Raw genomic sequence first — 18,064 nt, forward strand, 5'->3', positions numbered from 1 at the left:
AGATACAAAGATAGCGATTTTATCTGACATTCACAAATAGAATCACTGTTATTTTGATGATAATCAGAGGATTATTCTAAAATTGTTGCTGACCAACCTGATTGTATTCGATTCGCTGAATAGTTACCGTGGATGTGGCGATAAACTTTATTAGTTCGAAACTTATGTCTATCCGTTTTGGATGGTCTGATGAGCAAGTAAAATTTGCTCCTCAAGCCTATTTCCTCAGTCGTACAATTGGTGCTTTGTTGGGGGCGTTCTTGTTGACCCGTATTGCAGAAATGAAATATTTCCGTATAAATATTGTAGCTTGTGTTGTTGCGCTGTTAGTTTTAATAAGAGTGGAAAAGGATGTGGTGAATGTAGTTTGTATTGGTGCAGTAGGCTTTTTTGCTTCATCAGTTTTCTCTATTATTTATTCAATGGCTTTGCAGGCTTGTCCAGAGAAAGCGAATCAAATTTCCGGTCTGATGATAACGGCGGTCGCTGGTGGTGGAGTTGTTGCCCCGGTTATAGGCTTTGCTATTGGTACTGTAGGTGTCATTGGTGGAGCTATAGTTACATTAGCTTGTGTTTTATATCTGACGTATTGTGCTTTTGGTATAAAAATTGCTGCAAAAGCTTGATTATTCAGCCTTTTTAAATTTGATATATATTGCCATTTCCCACATGGTTTTTATGAGGTACTTTCAATGGAAGGCACCGTTGTTTGTTATCTATTGCTTCTGCAAATTCTGATTAATCGGCTTAAAAAGTTTGCTTTTATGTATAATGTATAGACATTTTAGCTAGGCTGTGTGGATTTGTCGTAATACAGAGTTATTTGTGAGTGTTTTTATAGAGTAAATATGCTATATGTGGTTTTATGTAATTTTTATTTTATATAGTTAATAGGTTGTCAGTGTGTAGTGTGAGTAGGTAAAGAAAATTCTTAACATGTTAAATCCTGCTGATTAAGCACAAAGACACGGAGGCATGGAGTTTTATTCTTTTTCCTTGAATTTAATATCTCTGTGTCTCCGTGCCTCTGTGTTCTATTTAAGGAAGCGAGGGGTGTAATTTCTCTTGCAAGAACTGCCCCGTATAGCTTGCCGCACACTTCGCCACTTCCTCCGGTGTACCGGTAGCTACGATGTTTCCTCCTTTGTCTCCTCCTTCGGGCCCCAGGTCTATCACATGGTCCGCACACTTCACCACATCCAGATTATGCTCGATGATGACAATGCTGTGCCCGCGGCGTATCAGGGCGTCGAAGGCTTCGAGCAGTTTCTTGATGTCATGGAAGTGTAGTCCGGTAGTCGGTTCATCGAAGATGAACATGGTCGGGTCCGCTTTCTCCTGGCTGAGGTAGAAAGCGAGCTTCACGCGCTGGTTCTCTCCACCGGAGAGGGTGGAGGAGGCCTGCCCCAGTTTGATATATCCCAACCCTACATCCTGCAGGGGTTGCAGTTTCTTTACAATCTTTTTCTGTCCGTGTTGCGTAAAGAATTCGACGGCTTGGTTTACGGTCATCTCCAATACGTCGTAGATATTCATGTCGTGGAACTTCACTTCCAAAGTGTCCGCCTTGAAGCGTTTGCCGTGGCAGGATTCGCATTCCAGTACAAGGTCTGCCATGAATTGCATTTCCACAGTGATGGTACCTTCACCCTTGCATTCTTCGCAACGGCCGCCTTCGCTGTTGAAGCTGAAGTATCCGGCACTGTATCCCATCTGCTTGGCAAGTGGCTGGTCTGCCCATAGTTTACGGATTTCGTCGTAGGCCTTGATGTAGGTCACGGGATTGCTTCGCGATGACTTCCCGATAGGATTCTGGTCAACAAACTCTACATTGCGCAGGTTCTGCAAATCTCCTCCGATGGAGGTGAACTCGCCCGGGCGTTCGCTGCATTCATCCAACTCTCGTTTCAGGGCGCGGTAGAAGATGTCGCGTACTAGCGTGCTCTTGCCCGAACCGCTGACTCCGGTGACTACGGTCATTACGTTCAGCGGGAAGCGTGCCTCTACGCCCTTCAGATTGTTTTCGCGGGCACCTTTTATCTCTATGTAGTTGTTCCATGGTCGACGGTGTTCCGGCAGGGGGATTGTTTCTTCTCCCAGCAGATAGCGCACGGTATAGCTGTCGCTGTCTTTCCGAAGGTCTTTCATGTCTCCTTGGTAGACGATTTCTCCTCCCAAGCGGCCTGCCCGGGGACCGATGTCGATGATATAGTCGGCAGCGCGGATAATCTCTTCGTCGTGTTCCACTACCACTACCGTATTGCCCAACTGTTGCAGCTGGCGGAGCACATGTATCAGTCTGTCCGTGTCGCGGCTATGCAAGCCGATGCTCGGTTCGTCAAGAATATATAGGCTGCCCACCAGGCTGCTGCCCAGCGAGGTGGCGAGGTTGATTCGCTGGCTTTCGCCACCGGAGAGCGAGTTGCTGAGGCGGTTCAGCGTGAGGTATCCCAGACCGACATCCAATAAGAAGCGTATGCGGCTGTTGATTTCTGTCAGGATGCGTCGGGCTATGTCGGTGTCATGCGAGTCCAGCTTCAGGTTGTCGAAGAAGAGCTTCAGCTCGGTGATGGGCAAATCTACCAGTTCAGAGATGTTGCGTCCTCCCACGCGTACGTAGTTCGCTTCGGGTTTCAGGCGGGTGCCGTGGCATTTGGGGCAGAGCGTCTTTCCGCGATATCGTGCCAGCATCACGCGATATTGTATCTTGTACTGGTTTTCCTGTACCATCTTGAAGAAGGCGTTGATACCTTCAAAGTAGCGTGTCCCTTCCCACAGCATCCGGCGTTGCTCGTCGGTCAGTTCGTAATAGGGAGTGAATATGGGGAAGCCGGCTTTCTCGGCTCCGTGTATCACCATATCCCTCCATTCGCCCATCTTCTCGCCCCGCCAGCATACTACAGCGCCGTCGTAGACGGACAAGGAACGGTCGGGTATCACGAGATGCTCGTCGATGCCGACGACCCGTCCGAATCCCTCGCACACGGGGCATGCGCCGATGGGAGAGTTGAAGGAGAACATCTGGTCGTTCGGTTCTTCGAAGACGATGCCGTCTGCTTCGAATTTGGTGCTGAAACGATAGAGGCTGGTACCTCCGTCGGGCCGGTAGAAGCGCAGCAGGCAGGAGCCGTCTCCCTCGTACATGGCTGTTTCGGCCGAGTCGGTGAGGCGGCTGACGGAATCCTTTTCCGAGGAGGCTGTCATACGGTCAATCAGCAGAAAAACGGTATCTCCGGTTTTCGGCTGGTATTCGTCGATGCGCATCATTTCACCATTTACTTCCAGGCGGGTGAAACCTTGCTTCATGTCTATCTCCAGTTGCTGTTGCAGCGTGCGGTCTTCGCGTAGCAATATCGGGGCGAGTACGGTATATCTGGTTCCTTCCGGATATTCCAGCATGCACTTCACGATGTCTTCGGCCGAGTGTTTCTTCACTTCTTGTCCGCCAACCGGGCTGAAGGTCTTCCCGACACGTGCGTAGAGTAGCCGCAGGTATTCGTATATTTCGGTGGAGGTGCCCACGGTGGAGCGCGGGTTACGGCTGCTTACCTTCTGCTCAATGGCAATGGCAGGTGGAATTCCTTTGATGAAATCGCATTCGGGCTTGCTCATACGCCCCAGAAACTGACGGGCATAACTGCTCAGGCTCTCCACGTAGCGGCGTTGCCCCTCGGCGTATAATGTATCGAAAGCCAGTGAGGATTTTCCGGAACCAGACAGTCCGGTGATGACTACGAGTTTGTTGCGGGGAATCTCTACGTCAATGTTCTTGAGGTTATTGACACGGGCTCCCTTTATGATAATTGATGTATTTTCTGCCATATCTGTAGGTTGGTTCGGTGGTTTACAAGGTGCAAAGATAATGTTTGCTAGTTGAATTGTAACAATCGGACAAGGCAAAAAGTGGATTTGTTGGAGAGGAAAGACACTCTTGGTTAAGATTTGTTATACTTTCCGCTCTCTACCGGTATACTTAGGACAAAAGAATTAATTTCGCTTCTTAAATATAAAAGATATTGAAAATTTATTGACCGTAAGTATGAGAATAAAATCCATTTTATGCCTATGTCTTTTGTCGCTGCTGACGGCAGGCGGAGTGTTTGCTCAAGTACAGACGAAGGGGGCCTATCCTAAACGTGAATTTCGTGCGGCATGGATACAGTCGGTTAACGGACAGTTCCGCGGAATGCCTGCCGAAAAGCTGAAACAGAATCTGACAGGGCAGCTGAATTCCCTGCAGGAGGCGGGAATCAACGCCATAATTTTCCAGGTACGTCCCGAAGCGGATGCTCTGTATGCCTCCAGGCTGGAGCCGTGGAGCCGCTTCCTTACCGGAGTGCAGGGCAAAGCACCCGAACCCTATTGGGATCCTATGCAGTTTATGATTGATGAATGCCATAAGCGTGGCATGGAATTTCATGCATGGATTAATCCGTATCGCACGAAGACAACCTTGAAGAGTGAGCTGGCCCCCAATCATGTGTACAATATCCATCCGGAATGGTTTGTGGCTTACGGAGACCAGTTGTATTTCGACCCGGCACTGCCCGAGAGCCGCCGGCATATCTGCATGGTGGTGAGCGACATCGTTTCTCGCTATGATGTGGATGCCATCCATATGGACGATTATTTTTATCCTTATCCCCTTAAGGGAAAGGACTTCCCCGACGATGCAAGTTTTGCACGTTTGGGCGGAGGATTCGGCAATAAGGGAGACTGGCGTCGGAACAACGTGAATGTGCTGATTAAGAAACTGCATGAGACGATTCGTGAAATCAAGCCGTGGGTGAAGTTCGGGGTTTCTCCGTTTGGCATTTACCGGAACGAGAGTAGTGACCCGCTTGGTAGTAAGACCAAAGGCCTGCAAAACTACGATGATCTTTATGCGGATGTGTTGTTGTGGGCCCGCGAAGGTTGGATAGACTATAATATTCCTCAGATTTATTGGCATATAGGACATCCAGTTGCCGATTATGAGGCTTTGGTGAAGTGGTGGGCCAAGAATACGGAAAATCGCCCTTTGTTTATCGGCCAGTCCGTGATGAACACTGTGCAGAATGCCGATCCCAAGAACCCCTCGATGAATCAACTTCCCCGCAAGATGGCCCTGCAGCGCGCCTATCAAACCATCGGCGGCAGTTGCCAATGGCCTGCCAGCGCCGTTATCGAGAATGTCGGCAAGTATCGCGATGCTTTGATTGCCGAATATCATAAATATCCGGCATTGCCTCCCGTTTTCGATTTTATGGACAACGAAGCTCCGGCAAAGGTACGCAGGCTGAAACCGGTGTGGACGGAAGACGGCTACATCCTCTTCTGGACAGCTCCCAAGTACGAAGAAGAAATGAACCGCGCCGTCCGATACGTGGTCTATCGCTTCGGCGCCAAAGAGGCAGTGGATATAGACGACCCTTCACACATCGTAGCCATCACGCGTGATAATTTCTATAAGCTTCCTTATGAAGACGGAAAGACGAAGTATCGCTACGTGGTGACCGCCCTTGACCGTCTGCACAATGAGTCGAAATCCGTAGGAAAAAAAATCAAACTCTAGGAGACGGCGGCTGCCAAGCCCTTTCTGTTCCCTCCGGCCTTCTTGCCCGTAAGGGCAGGCGGCACGAAGGAAATACGCGAGAGCCAAGCCTGTCCGAAGAATGCACTGCGCGATAATATCGGTATAACGCACGCCCCAGACCGCCAATTAATGCCCGATAATCGGGTCGATGCGTTAAAAATCGGGCCTCATTTTATTTCGATTCCTAGAAACGAAGGTAAAGCGAAGGCAGAGTGAAGGCGGAACGGCGTTTTCGGGAAGAAATTATGATAGTTTTGTTAACCTTATAACCGGTTTTCGTGAATCGTCTCAATACAGCACGAGTCCGGCCATTCCGCAGGCCACAATCATTCCTATCGGGTTCAGCTTATATTTTTTTGTGCCTACAAATGCTACCAGGAAGATGAGGCAGCTGATGGCGAAAGAATGCACGTCATCCTGCGGAGAACCGAAGTTCTCCCGGTTCATCAGCACCAGTGCCGCCGAGGCCAGCAGGCCTACCACTGCCGGACGGAGTCCGCCGAATATGGCTTCTACCGAGGGATGTTTCTGGTATTTCAGAAAGAACTTGCTGATGGTCAGCATCAGTAGGAAAGAGGGGAGCACCACGGCAAAAGTGGCGACAACAGATCCCCATACGCTGCCCGTGGCCGTAAAGCCTACGTAAGTTGCCGAATTAATGCCTATCGGGCCGGGGGTCATCTGGCTGATTGCTACGATATCGGTAAATTCCTGAGGAGAAAGCCAGCCATAACGGGTGACTACTTCGCCTTGTATCATGGACAGCATGGCATATCCGCCGCCAAAGCCGAAAAGGCCGATTTTGAAGAACGTGTAGAACAACTGTAAGAAAATCATAATCAGTAATTAATGCTTGGTGATACTTGTACTGTGAAAGAAGTAGCCTCCCACGCCCGCTGCAATGATAATCCAGATGGGGGAGAAGCCCGCCAGCCAGATGAGCAATGCTGAAACCACCGGTATCCATAGGTTATATCGGTTTATCCGGGCCGATTTCGCCATGCTGAACGTAGGGGCGGCAATCAGCGCAACCACTGCCGGGCGGATGCCTTTGAATATACGCTCCACAACGGCGTTGTCCTTGAAGTTGTGAAAGAACAGCGCTATGGTGAGGATGATGAGAAGCGAAGGAAGTATGGTTCCCAATGCAGTGATTATGCTCCCTCGTATTCCCCGCAGCCGGTAGCCTATGAAAATGGATATGTTGACGGCAAGGATGCCCGGAGCGGATTGTGATATGGCAAGCAAGTCGATGAAATCTTCTTTGGCTATCCAGTTTCGCTTGGTTACGATTTCATTTTCTATCAGCGGTACCATGGCATAGCCGCCGCCGATGGTAAAGGCTCCTATCTTAAAGAAAATGGAGAATGCTTCAAGATATATATTCATATTCAAAATGTTGTAATTTACTTTATTTCTTTCTCTTCGTTCTCTTCCTTATCATCGTTCGCTTCCTTCTCTCTCATTGTCGTTGAAGGTACGGATGCGGTTGACGCCGATGTATTTGTATGTTTGTGCAATACTTATAAGCGGCAATAATAGCAGTGTGTGGAAAAAGAAGTACTTTCTCATAATTGGCAAACGTTTCTTTTTGAATGTTGTACTGAGAGCGAGCCGAATGTAAATACAAAAGTAATGCTTTTGTTCGAGAAAAGCAAAAAGAAGGCAGAGAATGGAAAAATGAACAAGCGCGGATTTATCTGTCAATCCGCGCTTGCTACATTTCTACAAAGAAGGAAGTTCAGTTCATTTCTTATTGGCTTCCACCCACTTGCGTGCATTGACAAATGCTTCTATCCAAGGAGTGATTTGGTCGCTGTTCACGCGGTCGGCGGGGTAGCAACCGTTCTGCCAGGGGAAGATGGCACGTTCCAAGTGGGGCATCATGGCCAGATGACGTCCGTCGGCACTTGCTAATCCGGCTATGGAGTAATCCGAACCGTTGGGGTTGCCAGGGTATTCGTCGTATGAGTATTTCAGCACAACGTTGTACTTGTCCTCATCATACGGCAAAGAGAATTTTCCCTCACCGTGGGCCACCCAGATACCCAGTTTGCTGCCGCTTAAGGAGCCGAGCATTACACTGCGGTTGGCAGGAACGGTAACACCCAGGTGTCTGGATTCGAACTTGTGAGAGTCGTTGTGTAGCATCTTGCCTTTCTTGTCAAGCTCGGGATTGATGAGGTTGAGTTCCATCATCAGCTGGCAACCGTTGCAAACGCCCAGCGAAAGAGTATCCTTACGTGCATAATATTTGTCGAGTGCTTCTTTCGCTTTCGGATTGAACAGGAAGGCACCGGCCCAACCTTTGGCGGAACCAAGAACGTCGGAATTGGAGAAACCGCCGCAGTAAACAATCATGTTTACATCTTCCAGAGTCTCGCGGCCGCTGATAAGGTCGGTCATGGTAACGTCCTTCACATCGAAGCCCGCCAGATAGAGCGAGTAGGCCATTTCACGTTCACCATTAGTTCCTTTCTCACGGATGATGGCGGCGCGGATGCCTGACGGTGTACGGCGGTTCGGGTCGATGCCGTATTGTGAGAACTTGCCTTTGAAATCCGGCATGAAGGCGAATTCCACCGGTTGCATCTTGTAGTTCTCGAAACGTTTCTTGGCACAGCCGTTCATGGACTGCTTGCGGTCGAGGAGATAAGAAGTAGAGTACCACACATCACGCATATAGTCGATGCCAAACTGATAAGTAGCATCGCCTTTCGATACAAGAATATGACGTTCGTCTGTCGGTTTGCCAAGCTTCACGTAGCCTACGCCCGCATCTTCCAGAATCTGCTTCACTGCTTCCTTATTCTTATCGCTCACTTGGATAACGATACCCGGATTCTCTGCAAACAGAATCTTGATGAGGTCTTGTTCCTTGATTTTATCCAGATTGATTTCCATACCGCCTTCCACATTGGAGAAGCACATTTCGAGCAGGGTAGTGATAAGACCACCGGCAGAAATGTCATGTCCGGCAAGAATCAGTCCCTTGCTGACCAGCTCTTGCACGGCAAGAAAAGCATCGCGGAAGTATTCGGCATCCTGCACGCAGGGAACTTCATCGCCCACCTTACCCAGAGTTTGAGCAAAGGCAGAACCGCCGAGTTTCAGGTTGTCGAAACTGAAGTCTATATGATAAATGGTAGTCTTTTCGTTGTTGACCAATACTGGAGAAACTACTTTTTTAACGTCGGACACTTCTCCACCGGCAGAAACAATTACTGTGCCCGGAGAAATTACTTTGCTGCCGTCGGGGTATTTTTGTGTCATGGAAAGAGAGTCCTTACCGGTCGGCACATTGATTTGCAGCGCACAGCAGAAGTCGCTCAATGCCTTTACGGCTGTGTATAGACGGGCATCTTCGCCTTCTTGCGAACGGCAAGGCCACATCCAGTTGGCAGAAAGGGAAACGCTGTCCAGACCTTCGGCAAGCGGTGCCCAGACGAGGTTGGTCAATGCTTCGCTGACGGAAAGCACAGAACCTGCTGCCGGGTCGGCAAGTGCTGCTTGGGGAGCATGTCCCAAGGAAGTGGCGATACCCTTCTCACCGCGATAATCCAAAGCTACTACACCGCAATCGCTCAAAGGTAACTGTAATTCGCCTTGGCACTGCTGGCGGGCAATCTTGCCTGTTACGGAACGGTCCACCTTGTTGGTTAACCAGTCTTTGCAAGCCACAGCTTCCAGTTGGAGCACATTAGTGAGATATTCGTGTAGCTGGGAAAGTTCGTATTGGGGCATTTCGTAGTGACGTTCCACGTTCTTATCCACCATATAGGTTTTGGGAGAAGAGCCGAACATCTGCTCTACGGCGAGGTCGAACGGACGTACATCGTCAGCTTGCTGGAAGGCAAAGCGATGGTCACCGGTGGTTTCACCTACTACGTACATTGGAGCGCGTTCGCGTTCGGCTACCTTGCGCACATGTTCGATGGCCTCTTCCTGAATCAGCAAGCCCATGCGTTCCTGGCTTTCGTTGGCAATGATTTCCTTGGCAGACAGCGTGGTGTCGCCGATGGGCAGCTTGCTCATGTCGATTAGGCCGCCACATTCCTCTACCAATTCGGACAGACAGTTTACATGTCCGGCAGAGCCGTGGTCGTGGATGGAAACCACCGGATTGGTCTCTTCCTCACAAAGTGCGCGTACCACGTTGTAGGCGCGTTTCTGCATTTCAGCGTTGGCGCGTTGCACGGCATTCAGCTCGATGCCACTGCTGTAGCGTCCGGTATCTACGGAAGATACGGAGCCGCCGCCCAGACCGATGCGGTAATTGTCTCCACCGATGACAACCACCTTGTTGCCGGCTTCCGGGGTACCTTTCAGACAGTCGCGCTGGGTGCCGTAGCCTACGCCTCCGGCAAGCATAATCACCTTGTCGTAGCCGTAAACTTCTTCTTTTTCTTTATGTTCGAAAGTAAGTACGGAACCGCAAATCAGCGGTTGTCCGAATTTGTTTCCGAAATCACTGGCTCCATTAGAGGCCTTGATTAGTATTTGTTCGGGAGTCTGATACAGCCATTTGCGTACCGGTAAAATCTCTTCCCAGGGACGTCCTTCTTCCGTACGGGGGTAGGAGGTCATGTAAACGGCTGTTCCGGCAATCGGCCAAGAGCCCTTACCGCCACCCATACGGTCGCGGATTTCACCGCCCGTACCGGTAGACGCGCCGTTGAACGGTTCTACTGTGGTGGGGAAGTTATGGGTTTCCGCTTTCAGGGAGATGACACTTTTGATGTCCTTTACCTGGAAATAGTCGGGCTTGGAGTGGTCTGCGGGGGCAAATTGCTCGATGACCGGACCTTCGGCAAAGGCCACATTGTCTTTGTAGGCGGAGATAATCTTGTTGGGATTTTCTTGTGTAGTCTTCTTTATCATCTGGAAGAGCGAAGATTCCTGTTCCACTCCATCAATGATGAACGTCCCGCCGAAGATTTTGTGGCGGCAGTGTTCGGAGTTGATTTGTGCGAAGCCGAATACTTCGGAGTCGGTCAGAGGGCGTCCGAGGTCTTTCTCTACTTTCTTGAGGTAGTCCATCTCCTCTTTGGAAAGTGCCAGGCCTTCCTTTTCATTATATGCTTCCAGATCTTCGATATGTACAATCGGTTCCGGCTGCCGGTTGGTTGTAAACACATCCTGGTTCAGCCCCTTGTACATGCGTTGCAGCATCGGGTCATAATCTGCAGTCTCATCTTTTACGGGAAAGTATTCCTCGATGCGGATAATGCCGTCCAGTCCCATGTTTTGGGTGATTTCTACGGCGTTTGTACTCCAAGGGGTAATCATTTCGCGGCGCGGGCCGACGAAATGTCCTTTCAGGTTGTCTTCACTTTCGGGGGTGGCTTCTCCAAAAAGCCAGCAGAGTTTGTCGCTGTCTGCCTGGGGGAGTTCGTGATTGCATTCTACGGCAATCACGCTCTTGGATGGGGTTCTGAAAAAAAGAATCATAGTTATATTTACGATTTTATGATTTACGATTTTATGATTTACGATTGAAGCTACTGCTTTGAATATCTTCATCTTTTCTTCTTGGGGACAAAGATACGCAAAATCGGTGGGGAGGAGAAAAAAAGGAAAACAAAAAACGCATGCAATTTTACTTGTATGTGTTTTTTTGTTCTGTTTTATAAAGTCTGATGTATGCCATACCGTGCTTCAGCAGGGTTGCCGGTTCAGCCGAAGCCTTTGAAAGTCGCGTTTTTCCCGGTCTCTTCCTCGCTGCAAGTATCACTGTCCGGCGGGATATGAAGTTGGCTGCGGCCCGGTGTACAGCGGTCACTTGGGATATAGTTAAGTTCGGAGGTAAGTATACGGAATAATATGCAAAATGGATAATCTTTACTTCTTAAAATCCTTTTCCGTCGAAAAAACGTTAACACTATTCGTTCGTCTCATAAAAAAGTCCGATATTTGCAGTCATGATTCAGATAGAGACCATATTTGACATATTGTGGAAGGGGTTCATTATCGGCGTCATTGTGTCTGCGCCATTGGGTCCTGTAGGGGTATTATGCATTCAGCGTACTTTGAATAAAGGACGGTGGTATGGTTTTGTGACGGGGATAGGAGCCTCCCTGAGCGACATTGCCTATGCCTTGCTGACGGGCTACGGGATGAGTTTTGTCTTTGATTATGTCAACAAGAACATCTTTTACCTGCAGCTTTTCGGAAGCATTCTTCTGCTGGCATTTGGCATTTATACGTTCCGCAGCAATCCGGTACAGTCCATCCGGCCGGTATCTACCAATAAGGGCTCTTATTTCCATAACTTCATAACGGCGTTTGCCGTCACACTTTCCAACCCATTGATTATTTTTCTTTTTGTAGGTCTTTTCGCCCGCTTTGCTTTTGTAAGTGAGGGTGTGCTGGTGTTTGAGGCTGTCACCGGATACCTGGCCATCGCATTGGGTGCTTTGGCTTGGTGGTTTGGCATAACCTTTTTTGTCAACAAGGTCCGTACACAATTCAACTTGCGCGGTATCTGGATGCTGAACCGTATTATCGGGAGCATTGTCATTGTGGTGTCCGTGATAGGATTGGTGTTTACGCTGATGGGTGAATCGCTGTATTAATGGATAATCGATAGTGGATAAGTTGATAATGAGATTATAAATCTAAGGTCATAAATCATACATTTTATCGTGAAGATTGCGCAACTACTGAAAGAGAAGAATATAGCCGAATACATTATATATATGTGGCAGGTAGAGGATTTGCTCCGTGCCAACGGCTGTGACATAGACCGGATACGCCAGAACATCATCTTGCACTATCCGGAGGAGGAACGGCCTGCGCTGGAAGAATGGTATGGAAACCTGGCGGATATGATGCGTGCGGAGGGAGTAACGGAAAAAGGACATCTTCAAATCAACCGGAATGTCATTCTGAATCTGACGGAACTGCATGGCGAACTACTGGCCTCTACGAAATATCCGTTCTATAATGCGGCTTATTTCAAGGCACTGCCTTTTATAGTGGAGCTGCGTCAGAAAAACGGCCGGAAAGAGGAGTCTGAGATAGATACTTGTTTCGAGGCGCTTTATGGAGTGCTGCTGTTGCGCTTGCAGAAGAAGGAAATCAGTCAGGGCACGGCGAAGGCTATGGAGGTTATCAGCAGTTTCATCTCGTTGCTTGCCAACTATTATGACAAGGAGAAGCGGGGAGAACTGGAGTTGATGGATAACTGATAGTGGATGATTGATAATTATGGAGGAAAATATTGTTCATCGTAACATTCTATATATAAGTGTAACTTTATTAAATGAATATTCTGATAACCGGTGCCAACGGTCAACTTGGCAATGAAATGCAAGTGTTGTCGAAAGAAAACAGGCAGCACACTTATTTTTTCACTGACGTGCAGGAACTGGACATTTGCGACGAACAAGCTGTGCACGGGTTTGTGGAGGATAACCGGATAGATGTGATTGTGAATTGCGCAGCTTATACGGCGGTAGACAAGGCGGAGGACAATCAGGAACTTTGTGACAAGCTGAATCATGTCGCTCCGGGCTATCTGGCTGCCGCTGCCGAAGCTTGCGGTGCCACATTGATACAAGTGTCCACCGATTATGTCTTCGACGGAACCGGATACACCCCCTATACGGAAGAGGCGGCTACTTGCCCTAATTCGGTATATGGCTCTACTAAACTGGCGGGTGAGCAGGCGGTGATGAAGCATTGCAGCCGTGCCATGGTTATCCGTACGGCATGGCTCTATTCCATTTACGGGAATAATTTTGTGAAGACGATGCTTCGCTTGGGACGTGAGCGAGAGACGCTGGGGGTTGTCTTCGACCAGATAGGCACGCCGACATACGCCAATGATTTGGCACGTGCCATTTTTGCGGCTGTCAACCGGGGGATTGTTCCCGGAGTCTATCATTTCAGCAACGAGGGGGTGTGCTCGTGGTATGATTTCACGTTGGCTATCCATCGCCTGGCCGGCATAAAGACCTGCAAGGTAAGCCCGCTGCATACGGATGAGTTTCCTGCCAAGGCGCCGCGTCCGCATTATTCCGTGTTGGACAAGACAAAGATAAAGAAGACATTCGGCATCGATATACCCCATTGGGAGGCGAGCCTTGCCGTCTGCATGAAGAATTTGGAAGAGTGATTATTACTGACTAATTGAGATATGGCCAATAACAACGAAATAGAGAGACGGAGAACGTTTGCGATTATCGCGCATCCGGATGCCGGTAAGACATCATTGACCGAGAAGCTGTTGCTTTTTGGTGGACAAATCCAGGTGGCGGGTGCCGTAAAGAGCAACAAGATAAAGAAGACGGCAACGTCGGACTGGATGGATATTGAAAAACAGCGTGGTATTTCCGTCACCACTTCTGTAATGGAGTTCGACTACCATGACTACAAGGTCAACATCCTCGATACTCCGGGTCACCAGGACTTTGCCGAAGATACCTACCGCACGCTGACGGCTGTAGACAGCGTTATCATCGTGGTGGACGGTGCGAAAGGTGTAGAGACGCAGACACGCAAGCTGATGGAGGTGTGCCGTATGCGTAATACGCCGGTGATTATCTTCATCAACAAGATGGACCGTGAAGCCAAAGACCCGTTCGACCTGCTGGACGAACTGGAGGAGGAACTGCACATCCACGTGCGTCCCTTGACGTGGCCTATCGAGAGCGGTGTCCGTTTCAAGGGTGTCTACAATATCTACGAGCATAACCTCAACCTCTACCAGCCCAGCAAGCAGGTAGTGACGGAGAAGGTGGAAGTGGACATCCATACAGAGGAGCTGGACAACTGGATTGGCGCCCAGCTGGCCGACAAGCTGCGCGGAGAACTGGAACTGATAGACGGTGTTTACCCTGAATTCGATAAGGAGGAATATTTGAAAGGGGAACTTGCTCCCGTATTCTTCGGTTCGGCACTGAATAACTTTGGTGTGCAGGAACTGCTGGACTGCTTTGTGGAGATTGCTCCCAGTCCCCGTCCCGTGAAGGCGGAAGAGCGTGAGGTGGAGCCGGAAGAACCCAAATTTACCGGATTCGTCTTTAAGATAACTGCCAACATCGACCCGAATCACCGTTCATGTATCGCTTTCTGCAAAATCTGCTCCGGGAAGTTTGTACGCAATGCCCCGTACTTGCATGTACGTCATGGCAAGACGATGCGTTTCTCGTCGCCTACGCAGTTCATGGCGCAGCGCAAGACGACTGTCGATGAGGCTTGGGCAGGAGATATTATCGGCCTGCCGGATAACGGTACGTTCAAGATTGGCGATACGCTGACCGAAGGCGAGGCGCTTCACTTCAAGGGACTTCCAAGCTTCTCGCCGGAGATGTTCAAGTACATTGAGAATGCCGACCCGATGAAGCAGAAACAGCTTGCCAAGGGTATCGACCAGTTGATGGACGAAGGTGTGGCGCAGTTGTTCGTCAACCAGTTCAACGGGCGTAAGATTATCGGTACGGTGGGACAGTTGCAGTTCGAGGTCATCCAGTATCGTCTGGAGAACGAATACAGTGCGAAGTGCCGTTGGGAGCCGCTCAGTCTGTATAAGGCCTGTTGGATTGAGAGCGATGATGCGGCGGAGCTGGAAGCCTTCAAGAAGCGCAAATACCAGTACATGGCCAAAGACCGCGAGGGCAGGGATGTGTTCCTGGCCGATAGCGGATATGTGTTGCAGATGGCGCAGATGGACTTCAAGCACATTCGTTTCCACTTTACTTCAGAGTTTTAAAGTATGCAGGATACGGCATAGCCGATATCCCTTATCTATTCTTTCCATAGCCAACCGTCGGATATCCTTTCCGGCGGTTGTTTCTTTGCACCGCATTTAAAAACTGCGTTGAACGGCTTGTCAAGTCGTGTTTAATCGCAGTTGAAACGTTGTTGAACTAAATCGTGTAAAGAGATGATTACTCCTTATTTCATTTGGACCGGTGTGGCGGTTGCTATGCTTGTCATTATCCTGGTTCGCCTTGTCCGCGCCGTGCAGAGATACACACACGACAGACGGCCTGTCATTGAACTTTCCCGCGAACGGGAAGAATTCTGGATTCCGGGTGACCGCCCGCTGCCGGGTTTCAAACCCTCGGATAAGGAACGGATGTCGAACGACTATGAACTCGATGATTATGAGGAGTTTGAAGACCTTTGACCCCGTGCCGTCGTGCAGGCAGGAACACATCAGAGACGTCGGTCGTTTCTTATCTGCGTATGCCGCTTACCTGCTGGGGTGCGGTGCCACTTGTGTGCGTCTTGAAAAGAATGTGGCCCGTATGGCAGAGGCTTGGCGGATGGAGGCCACGATGGCCATTATGCCGCGCCACATTCACCTCACCGTCAGCGACAAACTGGGACTGGATACCTTCACCTTTATCGCACCCATTCGCAACGGTATGGTCAGCTACGACATCAATACCCGCCTTAGCCGCCTTAGTTGGGATATAGCCGACCGTGGTACCGGTGTGGACGAGGCTTACGAAGAGTTCCACCGGATATGCCGTACACCGCCTGCCCATACGTTGTGGGTACTGTTGGCGGCTTCGCTGGCGAATGCCTCGTTCTGTCGCCTTTTCGGAGGAGATTTTGTGGCGATGGGCGTCGTGTTTGTCGCCACCGTGGCGGGATACTGCCTCAAACAGATGTTGCTGGAGCGAAAAATGGACGTGCGTGTGGTATTTATTCTGTGCGCGTTCGTATCATCGGTTTTGGGGGCTACCGACGGGTTGTTCGCGCTGGGCACTACACCTTCCGTTGCGTTGGGAACCAGTGTGCTGTATATGGTTCCGGGTATTCCTCTTCTCAATGCCTTCAGCGATATGCTCGACGGGCACTATGTCTGTTCCTTTAGTAGAATGACGAATTCCGTGATACTGACCTGCTGCCTGTCTATCGGCCTCTACGCAGGAATGTGGCTGATGAATGTCCGTATGTTTTAACTTGAAATTCCTTGATGATTATGATTATTGATTTTTTTCAAGACGCATTGTTTGCTTCTATAGCGGCCATCGGATTTGCCTCTATCAGCAATCCGCCCAGCAAGGCCTATCGCTATTGCGCCCTTATTGCGGCTGTGGGCCACTCCATTCGTTTCCTGCTGATGCTGTCCGGCGGGGTGGAGATGCACATTGTGGCGGCCACAGCGCTGGCTTCGTTTGTCACCGGTATGGTAGCCGTGCTTTTTTCCACGCGTGCCAAGATGCCTGCCGAAACCTTCCTTTTCCCCTCGCTGCTGCCTATGATTCCCGGCATCTATGCCTATAAAACCTTTGGCGGGTTGGTGATGTGCCTTTATGGAAGCAATGAGGCGGAGTTCCTTCACGCCCTCTACCTCTTTGCCGACAATGGACTGACTTGCCTGTTCATACTTTTGGGGTTGGTGATAGGCGCCAATTCACCCATCTTCCTATTGAAAAAAATATCCTTCCGCGCCACCCGGCGTTCTTTCCATAGAAAATTGTAATTTTGTCCCCGCAAACTTGTTATATGGAACTACGACAATTAAGATATTTCGCCAAAGTGGCCGAAACCTTGAACTTCTCGGAAGCGGCCAAGGAGCTGTGCATCACGCAAAGCACCCTCTCGCAACAGGTCAAGCAGCTCGAACAGGAGCTGGACGCCTGTCTTTTCCAACGCAACAGCCACGGTGTGAGCCTCACCGAAGCAGGCATCGAATTGTTGCCATACGCCCGAACCACCCTGCGCGATGCCGAAGTGTGCGTGGAGCGTCTGCACGACCTGCGCGACGTGTTGGCGGGCACCTTGAACATCGGTGTCACTTACTCCTTCGCTCCTATGCTGACGGAAACCATCTTTACCTTTATGAAGCAATACCCTCGCATCAAGCTCAACGTCTGCTATAAGCCGATGGCCGAACTGATGGAACTGCTTCGCCAGCGCGAGGTGGATTTCGTATTGGCCTTCAGACCGTGTGTGGCGATGGAGGACATCGAGTCGCACATTCTCTTCCAGAATTACCTGGCAGCCATCGTCAGCCCTCTCCATTCGTTGGCAAGGGAGGAGAAGGTCAGCCTGGAGCGGCTGTCGCAATTCAACCTCGCCCTTCCCTCCAAAGGTTTGCAGGCACGCAATGCCCTCGACCGTATGCTCGAACGTTGCTCTTGTCCGCTGAAGATTCACGTCGAACTAAACGACCCCAATATCTTGCTCGAACTGGTGCGGCAAGGCAACCTCATCACCGTGCTTGCCGAGGCTTCCATTCACAACGAAACGGGTGTGAAGGCCATTCCCATTGACGTGCCGCAGAACGATATGGTGGGCTGCGTGCATACCTTGCGAGATGCCTATCGCAAACGCTCTATGCGAGAGTTTATCCGGTTGCTGAACGAGTCGGTGGCTATTCGCGAGCGGGTGAGTGCCTGGATAAGATAGAAACGGCATTGTTGGACGAAATGGTGAAATATTGGGCCATAATCGGGTGAGTAAAGAAGAAAAAATCGTACCTTCACCCCCCAATATTAAAATCATTTTCCACCTTGAATGGTGTTT

14 protein-coding genes and 1 pseudogene are annotated in these 18,064 nt (G+C 49.8%); 10 read left to right on the forward strand and 5 right to left on the reverse strand.

The features are described 5' to 3' along the window. Nucleotides 1-119: 119 nt before the first annotated feature. A pseudogene (locus tag HU824_RS05385) lies at nt 120-626 on the forward strand (MFS transporter); the annotation flags it as partial. 412 nt (nt 627-1,038) lie between these two features. On the opposite strand, the gene uvrA reads toward HU824_RS05385, so the two are convergent. After that, entirely contained in the window at nt 1,039-3,822 is a 2,784-nt protein-coding gene (uvrA, locus tag HU824_RS05390) for an excinuclease ABC subunit UvrA (RefSeq protein WP_176468307.1), read from the reverse strand. A gap of 217 nt (nt 3,823-4,039) precedes the next feature. Here uvrA and HU824_RS05395 point away from each other — a divergent pair, with 217 nt between their 5' ends. Next, nucleotides 4,040-5,554, forward strand: a complete 1,515-nt coding sequence (locus HU824_RS05395) for a glycoside hydrolase family 10 protein (protein ID WP_176468308.1) — start codon at nt 4,040-4,042, stop codon at nt 5,552-5,554. Between the two features lie 309 nt (nt 5,555-5,863). Here the strand turns inward: HU824_RS05395 and HU824_RS05400 are convergent, their stop codons facing one another. The 4 genes from HU824_RS05400 to purL all read right to left on the reverse strand — a co-directional run bounded on the left by HU824_RS05400 (nt 5,864) and on the right by purL (nt 11,026). After that, nucleotides 5,864-6,412, reverse strand: coding sequence for a chromate transporter (locus HU824_RS05400; protein WP_136011196.1), 549 nt, complete (start codon nt 6,410-6,412; stop codon nt 5,864-5,866). 9 nt (nt 6,413-6,421) lie between these two features. Next, complete coding sequence (locus HU824_RS05405) at nt 6,422-6,964, reverse strand: chromate transporter (protein ID WP_136011195.1); 543 nt, start codon at nt 6,962-6,964, stop codon at nt 6,422-6,424. Nucleotides 6,965-7,015: 51 nt separating this feature from the next. After that, nucleotides 7,016-7,147, reverse strand: coding sequence for a hypothetical protein (locus HU824_RS19690; protein WP_255260473.1), 132 nt, complete (start codon nt 7,145-7,147; stop codon nt 7,016-7,018). Between the two features lie 174 nt (nt 7,148-7,321). Beyond that, nucleotides 7,322-11,026, reverse strand: coding sequence for a phosphoribosylformylglycinamidine synthase (gene purL, locus HU824_RS05410; RefSeq protein ID WP_176468309.1), 3,705 nt, complete (start codon nt 11,024-11,026; stop codon nt 7,322-7,324). Between the two features lie 470 nt (nt 11,027-11,496). On the opposite strand from purL, the gene HU824_RS05415 reads away from it, so the two are divergent. The 8 genes from HU824_RS05415 (at nt 11,497) to HU824_RS05450 (ending at nt 17,947) form a co-directional block, all read left to right on the forward strand. Further along, the gene (locus tag HU824_RS05415; RefSeq protein ID WP_176468310.1) at nt 11,497-12,150 is read left to right on the forward strand and encodes a LysE family translocator; all 654 of its coding nucleotides are present in this window, start codon (nt 11,497-11,499) and stop codon (nt 12,148-12,150) included. Between the two features lie 69 nt (nt 12,151-12,219). Next, complete coding sequence (locus HU824_RS05420) at nt 12,220-12,765, forward strand: DUF4924 family protein (RefSeq protein ID WP_176468311.1); 546 nt, start codon at nt 12,220-12,222, stop codon at nt 12,763-12,765. A 74-nt stretch (nt 12,766-12,839) separates the two neighbouring features. Next, nucleotides 12,840-13,694: a dTDP-4-dehydrorhamnose reductase gene (gene rfbD, locus HU824_RS05425; RefSeq protein WP_176468312.1), complete on the forward strand. Its 855-nt coding sequence runs from the start codon at nt 12,840-12,842 to the stop codon at nt 13,692-13,694. A gap of 21 nt (nt 13,695-13,715) precedes the next feature. After that, a complete protein-coding gene (locus tag HU824_RS05430; protein ID WP_176468313.1) occupies nt 13,716-15,290 on the forward strand; it encodes a peptide chain release factor 3 in 1,575 nt (524 codons plus the stop codon). 174 nt (nt 15,291-15,464) lie between these two features. Further along, nucleotides 15,465-15,710, forward strand: a complete 246-nt coding sequence (locus HU824_RS05435; RefSeq protein WP_136011189.1) for a hypothetical protein — start codon at nt 15,465-15,467, stop codon at nt 15,708-15,710. Next, complete coding sequence (locus tag HU824_RS05440; protein WP_176468314.1) at nt 15,688-16,494, forward strand: threonine/serine exporter ThrE family protein; 807 nt, start codon at nt 15,688-15,690, stop codon at nt 16,492-16,494. The genes HU824_RS05435 and HU824_RS05440 overlap by 23 nt, the downstream gene beginning before the upstream one ends. A 20-nt stretch (nt 16,495-16,514) precedes the next feature. Further along, complete coding sequence (locus HU824_RS05445) at nt 16,515-17,018, forward strand: threonine/serine exporter family protein (RefSeq protein WP_347282840.1); 504 nt, start codon at nt 16,515-16,517, stop codon at nt 17,016-17,018. 23 nt (nt 17,019-17,041) lie between these two features. Next, a complete protein-coding gene (locus tag HU824_RS05450; protein ID WP_136011186.1) occupies nt 17,042-17,947 on the forward strand; it encodes a LysR family transcriptional regulator in 906 nt (301 codons plus the stop codon). Nucleotides 17,948-18,064 lie beyond the last annotated feature (117 nt).

Source organism: Bacteroides sp. L10-4 (assembly GCF_013373675.1).
GTDB classification, from domain to species: Bacteria; Bacteroidota; Bacteroidia; order Bacteroidales; family Bacteroidaceae; genus Bacteroides; species Bacteroides muris.